Below are 16,572 nucleotides of genomic sequence, written 5' to 3' on the forward strand. Positions count from 1 at the left end.
CAAGACCTACCCGGTACGGCCGCCGATGCGGTGTGTGAGGCTGTCCGCAGTAGCCCGAACCCGGACGGCCAACGGCGCCCAGTCCGCAGGGCACGGGATGGTCTCGCAGTGATGGCGCAGCGTCACGCTGATCGCCGCGATCGGTCGCTGGTTGTGGTCGAAGACGGGGTACCCGACCGAGGCATAGCCGGGAGTGACATGGCCGTCCTCGCAAGCCCAGCCGCGCCGCAGCTCGGTCGCCAGGACAGAACGCAGTGCCGCAAGGGAATTCGGCCCGCGCTCGGTGCGCCGGACGAACGACGACGCCGACGGGAACAGCGCACGGATCTGCGCGGCGGGGAGATGGGCGAGGATCGCGCGACCGCATGCGGTGAGGTGTGCGGGTAGCCGCACGCCGACGCCGGTGACCAGGGTTTCCGGCCGCACCGGCCGCTCCTTGATCAGGTACAGCAACTCGTTGCCGTGCAGCACGCCGAGGTGTGCGTTGTGCCCGACCTCCTCGACCAGTTCCCGCAGCAGCGGCCCGGCCAGGCGCTCGAGCGGGTCGTGGCGCAGGTAGGCGGAGCCGAGTTCGAACGCGGCGATGCCGAGGCCGTAGCGGCGCTCGCTGGGCAGACGGGTCACGAAGCGGGCCGCTTCCAGCTCGCCGAGCAGGTGATAGGTGGTGGATCGGGGCAGGTCGAGTTCCCGTGCGATGGTCGAGGCGGAGATCGGCCCTGCCCGTCCCGCGAGTAGTTGCAATACCGCCAAACCACGGCGCAACGCCGGGACGTCACTGCTCGTTCCCATGCCATCTCCTCGGCGTGTCTTGGATATCAGACAGAATCGGCCTCGCCCTCATTCTCCACTGCCCGCCGCGACGGTGGAATGGACCCCATGCCGGACACTGCACAGCTACCGACCGTGGCACTCGATGGACCGTTGACGGGAGAGCGCGTCGTCGCCGTCGCGCGCCTCGGCGCGAAGGTCCATTTGAGTAAGGCTACGGAGGAGCGGCTGGCCGCGGCACGGGAGCATGTCGAGGAGCTGGCCGCGGCCACCGTGCCGACCTACGGCGTCTCCACCGGCTTCGGCGCGCTGGCGACCCGGCACATCCCGCCGGAGAGCCGGGTCGCGCTGCAGCGCTCGCTGATCCGCTCGCACGCGGCGGGCGCAGGCCGCCCGGTCGAGCGCGAGGTGGTGCGCGCGCTGATGGTGCTGCGGCTGCGCACCCTGGCCACCGGCCACACCGGCATCCGCCCGGAGACCGCGGCCACCCTGGCCGCGCTGATCAACGCCGACATCACCCCGATCGTGCACGAGTACGGCTCGCTCGGGTGTTCCGGCGACCTCGCGCCACTGGCCGCGGTGGCGCTCGCGCTGATGGGCGAGGGCGAGGTCACCGACGCGGACGGCACTGTGCTGGACGCGGCAACGGCGTTGCGCGACAACGGCATCAAGCCGGTCGTGCTCGCCGAGAAGGAGGGGCTCGCACTGACCAACGGCACCGACGGCATGCTCGGCATGCTGGTGCTCGCGCTCGCCGACCTGAGCATGCTGCTCGACGTCGCCGACATCACCGCGGCCATGAGCGTCGAGGCGCTACTCGGCACCGACCGGGTCTTCGCCGCCGACCTGCAGGCACTGCGCCCGCACCCCGGCCAGGCCCGCTCGGCCGCGCGGATCAGCGCCGCCCTCGCCGGCTCGGCGATCGTGGCGAGTCACCGTGGGCCGGACTGCAATCGGGTGCAGGACGCGTACTCGCTGCGGTGCGCACCGCAGGTGCACGGCGCGGCCCGCGACACGGTCACGCACGCCGAGCTGGTCGCCGAGCGCGAATTGGCTTCCGCCATCGACAATCCCGTGGTGCTCGGCGACGGCAGGCTGGAGTCGAACGGCAATTTCCACGGCGCTCCGGTCGCCTACGTGCTCGACTTCCTCGCCATCCCGGTCGCCGACGTGGCGAGCATGGCCGAGCGGCGCACCGACCGGATGCTCGATGTCGCACGCTCGCACGGACTTCCGCCGTTCCTGGCTGGCGATCCCGGCGTCGACTCCGGGCACATGATCGCCCAGTACACCCAGGCCGCCGTGGTGAGCGAGCTGAAGCGCCTCGCCGTGCCCGCGTCGGTGGACTCGATCCCGAGCAGCGCGATGCAGGAGGACCACGTCTCGATGGGCTGGTCGGCCGCGCGCAAGCTGCGCACCGCGGTCGACGGACTGACCACCGTGCTCGCGGTCGAATACCTCACCGCGGCACGCGCATTGGACTTCCGTGCCCCGCTGCGCCCCGGTCCGGCCACCGAGGCGGCCCGCGCCCTGCTGCGCGAAACCGTCGAAGGCCCTGGCCCGGACCGGCACCTCGCGCCCGAGATCGCCGCCGCCGAGGCGCTGATCCGCTCCGGCGCCCTCACTCGAGCAGTGCACCCCCACCTCGGCTCGTCGAACGAGTCATGACGGCGGGGTTCGACGAAAGCTGCCGCGGCCAGGCCTTGCTCGCGGCCGGAATCTATTGGAGGTTGGTATGAGTCGGGTAGTGCGGGCGGCGCGGGGAGCGCAGCTCACGGCGAAGAACTGGCAGACCGAGGCCGCGCTGCGGATGCTGCACAACAATCTGGATCCGGAAGTGGCTGAGCGGCCGCAGGATCTGGTGGTGTACGGCGGTACCGGGAAGGCGGCCAGGGACTGGGCCAGCTTCGACGCGATCTCCCGGTGCCTCACCACGCTGGAGTCCGACGAGACGCTGCTGGTGCAGTCGGGCAAGCCGGTCGGGGTGTTCCGCACGCACGAGTGGGCGCCGCGGGTGCTCATCGCCAACTCGAATCTCGTTGGCGACTGGGCGAATTGGCCGGAGTTCCGCAGGCTCGAGTCGCTCGGCCTCACCATGTACGGCCAGATGACCGCAGGCTCGTGGATCTACATCGGCACCCAGGGCATCCTGCAGGGCACCTACGAGACGTTCGCGGCGATCGCGGACAAGCGCTTCGGCGGTTCGCTGGCAGGCACGCTCACGCTGACCGCAGGCCTCGGCGGGATGGGTGGCGCGCAGCCGCTCGCGGTCACCATGAACGACGGGGTGGCGCTGGTGATCGAGTGCGATCCGGCCCGCGCCGAGCGGCGGGTGCAGGAACGCTACCTCGATGAGATCGCCAACGACCTCGACGACGCGGTGATTCGGGTCTCCAACGCGCGCAGGCAGCGAAAGGCGTTGTCCGTCGGCCTGATCGGCAACGCCGCCGAGCTGCTGCCCAAGCTGCTCGAGATCGGCCTCGACCCCGACATCGTCACCGACCAGACCTCCGCGCACGACCCGCTTGCCTATCTGCCGCGCGGCATCGCCGTCGAGGACTGGGCGGACTACGCCGCGAAGAAGCCGGACGAGTTCACCGATCGGGCGCGCGAGTCGATGGCCGAGCACGTCGGGGCCATGCTCGGCTTCCTCGACCGCGGCGCCGAGGTCTTCGACTACGGCAACTCGCTGCGCGGCGAGGCCAAACTCGGCGGCTGCGAGCGCGCCTTCGATTTCCCCGGCTTCGTGCCCGCCTACATCCGCCCGCTGTTCTGCGAGGGCAAGGGACCGTTCCGCTGGGCGGCGCTGTCGGGTGACCCGAAGGACATCGCGGCCACCGACAAAGCCATGATCGAGCTGTTCCCGGAGAACGAGTCGCTGCGCCGCTGGCTCAGGATGGCAAGCGAACGCGTTGCCTTCCAAGGGCTTCCGGCGCGCATCTGCTGGCTCGGCTACGGTGAACGGCACCTGGCCGGGCTGCGCTTCAACGAGATGGTCGCCAGCGGCGAGCTCAGCGCGCCGATCGTGATCGGCCGCGACCACCTCGATTCCGGCAGCGTCGCGTCCCCGTACCGCGAGACCGAGTCGATGGCTGACGGCTCCGACGCGATCGCGGACTGGCCGCTGATCAACGCCATGCTCAACACCGCGTCGGGCGCCACGTGGGTCTCCATCCACCACGGCGGCGGCGTCGGCATCGGCCGCTCGATCCACGCAGGCCAGGTGTGCGTGGCCGACGGCACCGCGCTGGCGGCGCAGAAGATCGAGCGGGTGCTGACCAACGATCCTGGCACCGGCGTGATTCGGCATGTGGACGCCGGCTACGAACGCGCCAACGAGGTGGCCGCCGAGCGCGGCGTCCGCATCCCCATGCACGAGGCGCAGTGACCAGCCGTGCACACGGCAGAACGGGAGTGACGACGCCGTGGGCGTGAATCAGCTGATGAACGAAATCGCCGGTGTCGGGCGCGATTCCCGGCGCGGCGGCTACTCGCGGCACGTCTACGACTACGCCGATTTCGAGATGCGCGACTGGTTCATCGACCAGGCACTGCACAGCGGGCTCGACGTGAACACCGACCGCAACGGCAATATCTGGGCTTGGTGGGGAAGTCCAGGCGCCGACGCGGTGGTCACCGGGAGTCATCTCGACTCGGTGCCAGGCGGCGGCGCCTACGACGGGCCGCTCGGCGTGGCCAGCGGGCTCGCGGCGCTGGAGATCCTGCGGGACAAGGGTTTCACGCCGGCCAAGCCGCTCGCGCTGCTCGTGTTCGCGGAGGAGGAGGGCGGCCGCTTCGGCGTGCCGTGCCTCGGCTCCCGGCTGCTCACCGGCGCCATCGATCCCGACCGGGCCCGCGCGCTGCGCGATGCCGAGGGCATCACCCTTGCTGAGGCGGCCGTGAAGGCGGGGCACGATCCGAAGCGTTTCGGCGCCGACCCCGAATCCTTGGCCCAGATCGGCTGTTTCGTGGAGCTGCACGTGGAGCAGGGTCGCGGGCTGATCGACCTGGACAGCCCGATCGCGACCGGAAGCAGCATCATCGCGCACGGCCGGTACCGGTTCTCGTTCTCCGGTCAGGGCAATCACGCGGGCGCCACCCGGCTCACCGACCGGCACGATCCGATGCTGCCCGCCGCGACGGTGGTGGCCGCCGCGCGCAGGGCCGCCGCCGCCATGACGGATGCGCGGGCGACGGTCGGCAGGCTGGTGCCGACGCCGGGCGGCACGAACGTCATCGCGTCAACGGTGGATCTGTGGCTCGACGCCAGGGTCGCCGGGGACGGACGCACCGCGGCACTGGTCGAGGACATCACCGCCGCGGCGCACGAGGCTGCCGCGGCGGAGGGCTGCACGCTCACCGTCACCGAGGAGTCCTATTCGGACGACGTCGTTTTCGACGAAACCCTGCGCAAGCGCATGGACGACGTGCTCGGAGGTGTGCCAGCGCTGCCCACCGGCGCCGGGCACGATGCGGGCATCCTCGCCGGGCATGTGCCCTCCGGCATGCTGTATGTGCGCAACCCCACCGGGATCAGCCACGCGCCGGAGGAATTCGCCGAGCCTGCCGACGTCGAGAGCGGCGCGCAGAGTCTGGCGCGGGTGCTGGCGGAGTTGTCGGGATGACCGTCTACTGGGCCGAATATGCGTGGCTGCCTGACGGTCTCGCTGCGGCGGTGACGATCGAGGTGCGCGGTGGCACGATTCAGTCGGTGCGCGCCGGGACGGAGCGCACGGGCACGGTATTGCCCGGGTTGACGATCCCCGGCTTCGCCAACGCGCATTCGCATGCGTTCCATCGGGCGCTGCGTGGCCGCACCCAGCACGATCAAGGCACCTTCTGGACGTGGCGGGAGCGGATGTATGCCGTTGCCGCGCAGCTGAATCCGGACTCGTACTACCGGCTGGCCCGCGCGGTGTACGCCGAGATGGTGTTGGCCGGGTACACCAGCGTCGGCGAGTTCCACTACCTGCATCACGCGCCAGGCGGTACGCCGTATGCGGACGCCAACGCGATGAGCGCGGCGCTCGCTGCCGCCGCCGACGACGCGGGCATCCGGCTCACGCTGCTCGATACGTGTTATCTGGCAGGCGGATTCGGCGTCGAGCTGGGGGAGCACCAGCTCCGGTTCAGTGACGGCACCGCCGAGAAATGGGCCGAGCGCGCCGCCGCGTTCACGCCGAAGCCGGACCTGGTCCGGACCGGCGTCGCCGCACACTCCGTGCGCGCGGTGCCCGCCGAAGAGCTGTCGGTGGTGGCGGCCGCGGCCGACGGCAAGCCGGTGCATGTGCACCTGTCCGAGCAGCCAGCGGAGAACGCCGATTGCCTGGCGGCACAAGGCCGTACGCCTTCAGCGCTGCTGTCGGACGCAGGCCTGCTCGGCCCGCAGACGGTCGCCGTGCACGCCACCCACCTCACCGGCGCCGACATCGGGTTGCTCGCCGACAGCGGCACCCGTGCGTGTTTCTGCCCAACCACCGAACGCGATCTCGGCGACGGCATCGGCCCGGCGCGGGCGCTCGCGGATGCCGGGGTCGGCCTGTGCCTCGGCACCGACAGCCACGCGGTGATCGACGCCTTCGAGGAATGGCGCGCCCTCGAACTCGACGAACGGCTGGCCAGCCGGGCCCGCGGGCGGTTCACCCCGGCCGAGTTGTATCGCGCCGCAACAGATCACGCGTCGATCGGCTGGCCCGAGGTCGGCCGGATCGCGCAGGACGCCGCGGCCGACCTGGTCACCATCGACCTGGATTCGATCCGTACCGCTGGCACGGCGCCGGCCGCCGCGCTGTTCGCCGCGACCGCTAGCGACGTGCGCGCGGTGCTGGTCGCCGGCCGTCCCGTCGTCTCCGACCATCGCCACCTTCGGGTGGAACATCCGGAAATCGTGTTGCGAGAGGAGATCGAGGCACTGTGTCGACCCTGATCACCGGTATCGGCGAACTCACCACCAACACCGAGGACGGCCCGCTGCGCGACGCCGCGGTCGTGCTCGAACGCGAGCGCTTCGCCTGGGTCGGACCCGCGTCGGCGGCGCCTGCGGCCGACGATCGGATCGATGTCGGCGGCAGGGCTGCGCTGCCGGGCTGGGTGGACAGCCACACCCATCTCGTCTTCGCCGGCGATCGCACCGCCGAATTCGAGGCGAGGATGGCGGGCAGGCCGTACCGCGCGGGCGGCATCGCGACGACCGTCGCCGCGACGCGGGCGGCCTCGGACGAGGTGCTCGCCGCGAACCTGGCCCGCCACCTCACCGAGGCGCAGCGCCAGGGCACCACCTGCGTGGAAACCAAGACCGGCTACGGGCTCACCGTCGCCGACGAACTCCGCTCGGCCCGGCTCGCGGCGTCGGTCGCCGACGAGGTGACGTTCCTCGGCGCGCACCTGGTGCCCGCGGGCATGGACGCCGACGCGTACGTGGATCTGGTGTGCGGCGAGATGCTGGACGCGGTCGCGCCGCACGTGCGGTGGGCCGATGTCTTCTGTGAGACAGGCGCTTTCGACGAGGCGCAGTCGGAGAAGGTGCTGCGTGCGGCGCAGGCGCGTGGGCTAGGGCTGCGGGTGCACGGCAATCAGCTCGGTGCAGGCGCCGGAGTGCAGTTGGCGGTGCGCCACGGCGCGGCGAGCGTTGATCACTGTACGTATCTCAGCGACACCGACATCGAGGCCCTCGCGTCCTCCGACACCGTCGCCACCGTGCTGCCCGCCTGTGATCTGTCGACCAGGCAGCGGCTGGCGCCTGCCCGCGCGCTGTTGGACGCCGGGGCAACGGTGGCGCTCGCCACCAACGCCAACCCGGGCAGTTCGTACACCACGTCGATGGCGTTCTGTGTCGCGACCGCGGTGCTGCAGATGGGACTTTCGGTGGCGGAGGCGGTCTATGCCGCGACCGCAGGTGGTGCGCGGGCACTGCGGCGCGACGATGTCGGCGTTGTCGGCGTCGGCGCGCGAGCGGATCTCCAGGTGCTCGACGCACCGTCGGTCACCCATCTGGCCTATCGGCCCGGTGTGCCAATGACTTTCGCGGTCTGGCGGCTCGGTCGGCCGGTGCGGCTGCCGGTATTCGACTGAGCCACGCGGTGATTGCCGCGTCGTCACCGGGCGGGGAAGCGGAGGATGCGGTCGTCGCCGGGGCGAATCGTGCCGCGGCCATCGGTGTTGGAGGTGGTGACCCAGAGCGCACCGTCGGGCGCCACCTCCACCGTGCGCAGCCGACCGTAGCTGTCTTGCAGGACATCTCGTGGCGTGCCGACGGTGCCGTCGCGCACGGGCACGGTCCACAGCCGTTGGCCACGCAATGCGGCCACATACATGGTGTCCCCGGCGATCGCGATCCCCGAGGGCGACGCCTCCGCGGTCGTCCATGTCACCAACGGCTCGGTATAGCCGCGGTCGGTGCCGCCGTTGCCTTCGACAGCCGGCCAGCCGTAGTTTCGGCCAGGCTCGATCAGGTTGACCTCGTCGAACCTGTTCTGCCCGAACTCCGCCGCGAACAGCCGCCCAGCGCGGTCCCAGGCGAGCCCCTGCACGTTGCGATGACCGAGGCTGTACATCGGCGATCCGGGGTTCGGATTGCCCTGCGCCGGTTGTCCTTCGGGCGTCAGACGCAGAATCTTCCCGTTGGGGCTCGCCGGATCCTGCGAACGCGCGGTCTGCCCGGCATCGCCGGTGCCGACGTACAGCATGCCGTCGGGTCCGAACGCGATCCGGCCGCCGTTGTGGTTGCCTGCCTTGGCGATTCCGTCGAAGAGGAGCTCCGGCGGTCCGCCGGGCCGGAACCGGATGATCCGATTGTCGTTCTCGGCCGTGAAATAGGCGTAGACGTACTGGTTCTCGGCGTACTGCGGCGACACCGCAAGGCCGAGCAGCCCGCCTTCGCCCCGCGCGACGACACCGGGCACCTGATACACCTGCTCCGGCGCGCGCCCAGCGGAAATCCGCAGAATCCGCCCGGTATCGCGCTCCGCGATCAACGCGTCGCCGCCGGGCAGGAAGGCCAGCCCCCACGGCACATCGATCCCGTGCGCGATCTCTTCGGCCGCCCCGAGGTCGGGCGAACCGGCGGGTCGGCTCGGTGCGGTGCTGAGCGCGGGGCCCGGCGCACCGGTGAGCGCGGGGCCGTCGCTGGTGCCGCAGCCGGCGAGCACGCCGATGCTCAGCACCGCGGTGAGCGAGACGCGCACCACGCGACCGCGTTTCGCCGCGGCGATCGCATTACGCATGGTTGCCTCCGACGATATCGAGTGTGGACGGCGGGTTGTTCATTGTCGTGCAGAACTCCGTCAGATCTCCGCGCGACGCGCGGGGAAGAAGCCATGTGGTTTGGTTGTGTGGCAAGGTCTGTAGCCTGACCCCCAATTCTTGTTCACCGAACCCCGTTGAGAGGTCATGGAACTTCGTCAACTGAGATACTTCGTCGCTGTCGCCGAGGAACTACATTTCGGCAGGGCGGCGGAACGACTGATGATCGTGCAGTCGTCAGTGAGTCAGCAGCTCGGCAGGCTCGAACGTGAGCTCGGCGTGGTGCTGCTCGAACGTTCACCGCGGCACGTCCGCCTCACCGAGGCCGGGGCGGCGTTCCTGCCTGCGGCCAAGAAGGTGCTTGCCGCGGAACGACGCGCGCGGGCCAGCGTCACCGAGTTCCTGACGGAGAGTCCGACAGTGCTGCGGATCGGCACCAGCCGAGGCATGGGCGAACGATTGGAGCGGCTGCTCGTCGCGCTGAAACAGCGCGCGCCAGGGATCAGGGTGGAGTTGACGTCGGCCGCCCTCGGCCAGCGGCTGCGCAAGGTTTCCGAACACGAATGGGACGCGGCGTTTCTGCGCGGCGAGGTGGCGGCGCCCGACGGTGTGCGCCAGATCCCGGTCTGGCACGACGAACTGGTCGTCGCACTGCCCGCCGATCATCCCTCGGCCGCGGAGCGCTGCGTCGATCTTGCCGAGCTCGCCGAGCTCCCGCTCTATCTGACCAACCGCCAGAACAACGCGCTGCTCGACGATCTCGTGCTCGCCGCGTGCAAGAACTCCGGATTCGAGCCGATTCTCGGGCCCGAACAGATCTCGATCCAGGACACGCTGGCCGCGCTCGGCGCGGGGGCCGTCGGGTGGACGGTTCTCTACGCGCCGCACGCCAGACTGTTGCGCAGCAGCCGGGTGGCGTTCCTGCCGTTGTGTACGCCGGGCGTGCTCGCGCTGCCCACGGTGCTCGCGGTGCGCAGCAACGCCATGGAACGACTGCATCCGCTGCTGGAAGCCTGCCGCGACGTCGCACTCGGCGACCAGGCTTCTTGATCCGTCGCGCTCTCGAGATCGGCCATGCTTTAGAGATCGGCCTTGCCCTCGAGATCGGCCATGTTTTGGGGATCGGCCAAGCGCCGCCGAGTTCAGCCCAGATGCGTGCCGTACCAACCCAATACCTTGGTCCATGCCTCGGTGGCGGCGACCGGTGCGTAGCGCTGGCCGGTGTCGTTGAAGAAGGCATGGTCGGCGTCCGGAGCCACCCAGATCTCGTGCGGATTGCCGGTCCGGTTGAGCGCCGCCTCGGCGGCCGGGCGGGAGGCGTCGACGCGCGCGTCCTTGACCGCGTACACGCCGAGGACGGCGGCCTTCGAGCGGCTCAGGTCGCCGCCGTCGGGGAACGGACCGTAGAAGGGCGTCGCGGCCGCGAGCGCGGACGGACCCGAGGCGAGCAGCAGCCACACCAGGCCGCCGCCGAAGCAGAATCCGGTGGCGCCGATCTTCTTGCCAGGCACCCGGCGGCCGAGCTCGTCGAGTCCGGCGCGCAGGTCGGCGATGAGCTGGTCCTGCGGGGTGTTGCTGAGTTCGGCGGTCGCGGCCGCCGGGTCGGTGAAGGCGGCGGTGCCGCCCTTCTCCGAGAGCAGATCGATGGCGAGCGCTGAGTATCCCGCCCCGGCGAATCGTCCTGCGATCGAACGGATGTGGTCGGTGAGACCCTTGTTCTCGTGGACGACGAGGACGGCGCCACGTGGCTGTTCCGCCGCGGCCCACGCGCCTTGCAAAGCGCGATTGTCGGTGCCCGCGAAGGTGATCGGGGTGGTCGGCACGGCGGTGCTCGACCCCGGTGGCGCGGAAGGCGTTGGCGCGGTGGTGGTTTGCGTCGCGGCCGGCCGGTCGGTGTCGTCACCGCCGCAGGCGGCGAGCAGCGCGACGGCGGCGGGCACACCGAACCCGAGTAGGCCCAATCGGCGTAGCGCTTCGCGCCGGTTCAGCAGCCCGTCGGCGTGATCGGCTGCGATTTCTTCCGCGATGTAGCGCTGCAGCGGCGTCATGGGACCAACGTAGGCCCCGGCGCCATGATTCGCGCCGATTTCGGCAACGGTATGGCGGCTCTCGAGTGAACAGCGCTGGATTGTGCGGGCCGAAATTCTTAAACCCAACCGCGTGGTATCTATCGGCGGAAATTCGGGCAAATGCGATATAGCGCAACAGGATCCGCACCGACGAAAAACCGACCGGGCCGTACCTCCCAGTAATTAGCGAATGGATTGCTATGTTGTCACCTCGATCCTGCGGAACCCAATCAACATGCGGCACATCGGTCGAGGAGAAGAATGTTTTCGCGGTATCAAGTGGCACAACGTCTTGTCTGTGTGACCCGAGTGACGACCGCGCTGACGATCGTTGTCGTTGGCGGCGGATTTGCGACACATACCGCCTCAGCCGAATCCCGCGTCGAGACTCAACGCGAACAATGGACCGCACTGCACGACGGCCCCCAGGATTACGCCGACGTGCACATCGACTGGGATGTCCCGATCCGGATGAGCGACGGGGTCGTACTCAAGGCGAACGTTTACCGCCCGGTGGATGCGGCAGGCACGGTGGCGGAGCGGCCGCTGCCGACCATCGTGAATCTCACTCCGTACACGAAATTGCTGTCGAACCTGGTCGATTCGGCGATGGCCGTGCCGGGCTTGCAGCCGCTCGCACTCGACCTGCTGAACCGGGTGAACCTATCGGGGACACCGTTCAGCGGCTTCGAGGATCTGCTACACGCGCTCGACGGCGGCACCGTGCCGACCATGCTCGGCATCGACCGCAGCCTGATCCGCAGCGGCTACACGCTGGTCGTCGCCGACGTGCGCGGCACCGGCTTCTCCCAGGGCACCTGGGACACCCTCGGCGCCCGCGAGCAGCTGGACACCCGCGAGGTGATCGACTGGGCCGCGACCCAACCGTGGTCGAACGGCAAGGTCGGGATGAGCGGCGGCTCCTACGCGGGCATCAACCAGCTCCGAGCGGCCGAAAACGCACCGCCCGCACTGAAAGCCATCTTCCCGGTGGAGCCGGGTAGCGATCTCATGCGCGACGTCGTCGCTCCCGGCGGCGGCATCGGCGCCACGTTCCTGCCGCTGTGGTTGAGCAATGTGAACCAGCTGAAGCTGATCCCCGACATGCGATCGATGCTCGACGGCACCTTCGACTGGCGGTGGTTCCGTGACCGCGTTGCCGACCCGTCCACCAACTACGACCTGCTGATCCAGGCGCTGATCACGCCGTCGCTCGCCGACGTCCCGCCGACCCTGGCCGCCGCGCTCGACCGCGACAGCGATTTCCGCAAGGGCATTCTCGGGCATCCGGACCGAATCACCGTGCCCACCTTCGTCTATGGCGGCTGGCACGACATCTTCGCCAACAGCGCGACCACGCTGTTCAACGCGATTCCGTTGGCCGCGAACGAGAAACGACTCGTGGTCGGCGACACCTATCACGCGAATCCCGGTGCGGGGACCGGCGTGCCCGGCGGCCCGCCGCGGCTGGAGGTGCTGCAGCGGGTGTGGTTCGACAAGTGGCTCAAGAACATCGATCACGGCATCGGCGACTTCGGTCCGGTGACGGTGTGGGAGCAGGGCGGCGGCTGGGTCACCCTCGACGAGTTCCCGCAGCCCGACACCACCCATCGCCGGGTCTATCTCACTGCGACACCCAGCGGCACCGCGGACAGCGGGTACGACGGTTCGCTGTCGGCGACGAAGCCCGACGAGCAACGCACCCTGACCGTCACACCCGGACTCACCACCGTGTGCTCCCGCGACACCGCGCAGGGCGCCGCCGGGATGACCGCGGTGCTCGACATGTGCGCCAAGGATTCTCGGATCGCCGAACGCAACGCGCTGACCTTCACCAGCGCACCCGTCGGCGCGCAGACGATCATCTCCGGCCCGATGAACCTGCACCTCAACGCCGTTCACGACGCGACGGACGGATACTGGGCGGCAACGGTCAACGATGTTGCGCCGGACGGGACTTCGACCGTGCTCAGCACCGGCCAGCTCACCGCGTCGATGCGCGCCGTCGACGAGGCGAAGAGCACCCGCTCGGCCAACGGCGACTACACCGCGCCGCACAACCCGATCACGCTGGACAGCCTGCGGCCGGTGGTGCCCGGCGAGCCCGTCGTGCTCGACATCGCGGTGATCCCGGTGCAGGCTGTGCTGCAGCCGGGCCACCGGCTCCGCGTCGACGTATTCGCCGGAAACTCGCCCAAGGCAGTGGCTTTCCGGCCGCTGCTGAACAACACCGAGCTCAAACCGCAATACCTGCGGCTCGATCCGGCCGAACCCAGCTTCGTGAACCTGCCGACCAGCAGGCCGCTGGAGTGAACCGTCAGCTGCGGCCGGTGGCCGGTGCAGCCCGGCTCGGTCGTCGCGTGTCAGAGCCTCGACTGCACTTGGCCGGCGATCAACTCCAGATGATCCAGATCCGCGAGATCGAGGATCTGTAAGTAGATGCGCCGTGCGCCGATCTCGGCGTAGCGGCCGATCTTGTCGACCACCTCGGCGGGTGATCCGGCCAAGCCGTTGACCTTCAGCTCGTCCACCTCGCGGCCGATCGCGGCGGCCCGCCGCGCGACCTCCGCGTCGTTCGCGCCGACGCAGGCGATGAGGGCGTTCGAGTAGACGAGCTCGTCCTGGCGGCGTCCGCGTGCCTCGACGGCCGCGCGCACCCGGTCGAATTGGCGGGCGCTGTCCTCGATCGAGGAGAACGGCATGTTGAACTCGGTCGCGTACTGCGCGGCCAGGCGCGGCGTCCTGGTGGCGCCGGTGCCGCCGATCAGCACCGGCACCGGATCCTGCACCGGCTTGGGCAGCGCGGGGGAGTCGGTGAGCTGATAGTGCGTGCCCTCGAAGGTGAACGTGTCGCCCGGCTTCGTCGACCACAGTCCGGTGATGATCGCGAGCTGCTCCTCGAACCGCGCGAACTTGTCCGCGGGGAACGGGATGCCGTACGCGCTGTGCTCCTCGGCGAACCAGCCACTGCCGAGGCCGAGTTCCACACGGCCGCCGGACATCTGGTCCACCTGGGCGACCTGGATGGCGAGCGGGCCAGGCAGCCGGAAGGTCGCGGCGGTCACCAGCGTGCCGAGCCGGATCCGCTTGGTTTCCCTGGCCAGCCCGGCCAGGGTGATCCAGGCATCGGTGGGGCCAGGCAGACCGTCCCCATCGCCCATCGCCAAGTAGTGGTCGGACCGGAAGAACGCGTCGAAGCCGAGATCCTCGGTGGCTTTGGCAACGGTCAACAGCGTGTCGTAGCTGGCACCCTGCTGCGGTTCGGTGAAGATGCGCAAATCCATGATCACCATCGTGCCCGAGAGCGGGCCCGCGACCCGTGATCTTGGAGTGAGGGATACCGCACAGGGCCACTGTCCGCGCAGTGGTTATGGGAGCGAGGTGCGGGCGCGGGAGATGATCGGCCTCGACGAACGGAGAGTGTCGATGAGCACACCCATTTCCGGAATAGTGGCGTATCCGGTGACGCCCATGGATACGGAAGGCAAGGTCGCGGACGACGTGCTGCGTGCACTGGTGGATCGACTGATCGATGCCGGTGTCGATGCGCTCGCGCCGCTCGGAAGTGCCGGGGAGAGTGCGTATCTGGAGGAACGAGAGTGGGAGGCGGTGGCGTCGATCTGCCTCGAGCAGGTCGATGGCAGGGTGCCGACGGTGGTCGGGATCTCCGCGTTGACCACCGGGGCGGCGATCGCCAAGGCGCGGTTCGCCGAACGGCTCGGCGCCACGGCGGTCATGCTGTTGCCGGTCGCGTACTGGCGGTTGACCGAACGTGAAGTGCGTACCCATTTCGCCACGGTCGCGGCGTCGATCGGCATACCGATCATGGCCTACAACAACCCGGGAAAGTCCGGGATAGACATGACTCCCGAATTCCTGGTCGATCTCGCCGCCGACGTGGACAACATCACGATGATCAAGGAGTCCAGCGGCGATATCGCACGGCTGCGCCGGATCTCGGCGTTGGGCGGGGCGGGCGTTGCCTGCTTCAACGGTAGTAACCAACTCCCGCTGCTGGCTTTCGAGGCGGGCGCCGTCGGATGGTGTACGGCCGCACCATGTCTGGTGCCTGCACAGATCGTCGGCCTGTGGGGATTGCTGGAGTCGGGTGAAATGGCCGCGGCGACAGCGCTTTTCGAAAGACTCAAGCCGTTGCTGACCGTGTTGGTCGGCGGCGGTCTGCCCCGGACCGTCAAGGCGGGCCTGCGTAGTCGCGGTTTCGAGGCGGGGGACCCGCGTCCGCCGCTGCAGCCGGTGAGCGCAACCATGCGCCGCGAGATCGCGGAGCTGCTCGCCGCGATCCATCAGTGAGCGGGTAGACCGGCGGGCGGCGGGCCGCTCCGCTGTCCGCGCTACTCTCGACTCGACCTGCCAATGCCGTCAGTCGGCCAGATCTGGAACAGAGGTGCCGACGTGCCGCAGCCTGCCCCACCGCTCGTGGTCGTGATGGGGGTGTCTGGATCAGGCAAGTCGACGGTCGGCACGCTGCTCGCCGCGGCGCTCGGCGTCGAATACGCCGAGGGTGACGACTTCCATCCGCCGGCGAACGTCGCGAAAATGGCGGCCGGTATCCCGCTGGACGACGCCGACCGGGCACCGTGGCTCGACACGGTGGCGGCCTGGTTGGGGGACCGGGCCGACCGCGGCGGTGTCGTCACTTGCTCGGCACTCAAACACGCCTACCGTGACCGGCTTCGGACCGCCGCGCCCACCGCGTTCTTCGTGCACATGGCCGCCTCCCGCGCCGAGTTGGCACACCGATTGGCCGATCGCCGAGGACATTTCATGCCGGCAAGCCTGCTCGATTCGCAGCTGGCCGCGCTGGAACCACTGTCCGAGGACGAACGTGGAACCACGGTCGACGCGACCCGTCCGCCCGAGGAGCTGGTCCACGCGGCCGCCGCGGCAGTGCGCGCGGGCTGAACCGCGACTCACAATTCCGCGAAGTCATCCTCTCGGCAGCACCCCACCGCCGCCCGCGTAGCCACTCCGACCAACCCGCCTGGACCCGGCACTGGCCCTGCCGCAAACCCGCCCCGTCCGGCGCATCTGCACCGGTTCTGGAGTTGGTCGGTTGATCACGAGGTACTGGTGCAGGCATCGCCCGAGAAGCCACCTGCACCATTACCCCCTCGGCACGAAACCACCCCCTGGATCCCACATACCGGGATCGCGGGTACTGCTGAGACCAGCGAACATGGCCAGCCCGCCCAAACCCCGAAATCCGCACCCCCTCTGTGCATCCCACAGAGTCTCCATACGGTTCACAGGGCGTAGAGGGCGTAGAACCGTTGTGAACCGTATGGAAGGCTTGTGGATCCGGGCCTGGCCCCGAGAAAGGGTGCCGATTTTGGCGTGCCCGGTTGCGGGGAGCGAGAATTCGACTCTTTGATCTTGAAAGCTCTCGAAACGAGAGCACAGCCAAGTGACCCGGCTGGGACAAGAGAACGCGTGATCGACTGCGGAGGTCAGCCGGGTACGGCAGACGACGCCA

The 16,572-nt window shown here is 69.2% G+C and carries 13 protein-coding genes; 9 read left to right on the forward strand and 4 right to left on the reverse strand.

What is annotated here, in order from left to right; translation table 11 throughout:
• Window positions 1-6 precede the first annotated feature (6 nt).
• Window positions 7-789 carry an IclR family transcriptional regulator gene (locus NA11_RS23400; RefSeq protein WP_069164107.1) on the reverse strand — a complete coding sequence of 261 codons (783 nt, stop codon included), beginning with the start codon at window positions 787-789 and terminating at the stop codon, window positions 7-9.
• A gap of 87 nt (window positions 790-876) precedes the next feature.
• On the opposite strand from NA11_RS23400, the gene hutH reads away from it, so the two are divergent.
• From hutH to hutI, 5 genes are all read left to right on the forward strand, one after another.
• Window positions 877-2,436 (forward strand): histidine ammonia-lyase, encoded by a 1,560-nt coding sequence (gene hutH, locus NA11_RS23405; RefSeq protein WP_069164129.1) that lies wholly within the window; start codon window positions 877-879, stop codon window positions 2,434-2,436.
• A gap of 67 nt (window positions 2,437-2,503) precedes the next feature.
• A complete protein-coding gene (gene hutU, locus NA11_RS23410; protein WP_069164108.1) occupies window positions 2,504-4,156 on the forward strand; it encodes a urocanate hydratase in 1,653 nt (550 codons plus the stop codon).
• Between the two features lie 55 nt (window positions 4,157-4,211).
• On the forward strand, window positions 4,212-5,393 hold the full coding sequence (locus NA11_RS23415) for an allantoate amidohydrolase (RefSeq protein WP_069164130.1): 1,182 nt from the start codon (window positions 4,212-4,214) through the stop codon (window positions 5,391-5,393).
• The gene (locus NA11_RS23420; protein WP_069164109.1) at window positions 5,390-6,694 is read left to right on the forward strand and encodes a formimidoylglutamate deiminase; all 1,305 of its coding nucleotides are present in this window, start codon (window positions 5,390-5,392) and stop codon (window positions 6,692-6,694) included. Before NA11_RS23415 ends, NA11_RS23420 begins: the two co-directional genes overlap by 4 nt.
• Window positions 6,682-7,839 carry an imidazolonepropionase gene (gene hutI / locus NA11_RS23425; protein ID WP_069164110.1) on the forward strand — a complete coding sequence of 386 codons (1,158 nt, stop codon included), beginning with the start codon at window positions 6,682-6,684 and terminating at the stop codon, window positions 7,837-7,839. Before NA11_RS23420 ends, hutI begins: the two co-directional genes overlap by 13 nt.
• Window positions 7,840-7,862: 23 nt before the next feature.
• On the opposite strand, the gene NA11_RS23430 is transcribed toward hutI, so the two are convergent.
• Window positions 7,863-8,990: a PQQ-dependent sugar dehydrogenase gene (locus NA11_RS23430; RefSeq protein WP_069164111.1), complete on the reverse strand. Its 1,128-nt coding sequence runs from the start codon at window positions 8,988-8,990 to the stop codon at window positions 7,863-7,865.
• Between the two features lie 166 nt (window positions 8,991-9,156).
• On the opposite strand from NA11_RS23430, the gene NA11_RS23435 reads away from it, so the two are divergent.
• A complete protein-coding gene (locus NA11_RS23435) occupies window positions 9,157-10,059 on the forward strand; it encodes a LysR family transcriptional regulator (protein ID WP_069164112.1) in 903 nt (300 codons plus the stop codon).
• A gap of 92 nt (window positions 10,060-10,151) precedes the next feature.
• On the opposite strand, the gene NA11_RS23440 is transcribed toward NA11_RS23435, so the two are convergent.
• The gene (locus NA11_RS23440; protein WP_069164113.1) at window positions 10,152-11,057 is read right to left on the reverse strand and encodes a dienelactone hydrolase family protein; all 906 of its coding nucleotides are present in this window, start codon (window positions 11,055-11,057) and stop codon (window positions 10,152-10,154) included.
• A 282-nt stretch (window positions 11,058-11,339) separates the two neighbouring features.
• Between NA11_RS23440 and NA11_RS23445 the strand changes: the two genes are divergently transcribed.
• The gene (locus tag NA11_RS23445; RefSeq protein WP_084654991.1) at window positions 11,340-13,391 is read left to right on the forward strand and encodes a CocE/NonD family hydrolase; all 2,052 of its coding nucleotides are present in this window, start codon (window positions 11,340-11,342) and stop codon (window positions 13,389-13,391) included.
• A 50-nt stretch (window positions 13,392-13,441) separates the two neighbouring features.
• Here NA11_RS23445 and NA11_RS23450 read toward each other — a convergent pair whose 3' ends face one another.
• Window positions 13,442-14,362 (reverse strand): LLM class F420-dependent oxidoreductase, encoded by a 921-nt coding sequence (locus NA11_RS23450; protein WP_069164132.1) that lies wholly within the window; start codon window positions 14,360-14,362, stop codon window positions 13,442-13,444.
• Window positions 14,363-14,504: 142 nt separating this feature from the next.
• On the opposite strand from NA11_RS23450, the gene NA11_RS23455 reads away from it, so the two are divergent.
• Both NA11_RS23455 and NA11_RS23460 read left to right on the forward strand, forming a co-directional pair.
• The gene (locus NA11_RS23455) at window positions 14,505-15,389 is read left to right on the forward strand and encodes a dihydrodipicolinate synthase family protein (protein ID WP_069164133.1); all 885 of its coding nucleotides are present in this window, start codon (window positions 14,505-14,507) and stop codon (window positions 15,387-15,389) included.
• Between the two features lie 135 nt (window positions 15,390-15,524).
• On the forward strand, window positions 15,525-16,001 hold the full coding sequence (locus NA11_RS23460) for a gluconokinase (protein ID WP_439957090.1): 477 nt from the start codon (window positions 15,525-15,527) through the stop codon (window positions 15,999-16,001).
• Window positions 16,002-16,572 lie beyond the last annotated feature (571 nt).

This window comes from Nocardia altamirensis NBRC 108246, assembly GCF_001612685.1.
Lineage (GTDB): Bacteria > Actinomycetota > Actinomycetes > Mycobacteriales > Mycobacteriaceae > Nocardia > Nocardia altamirensis.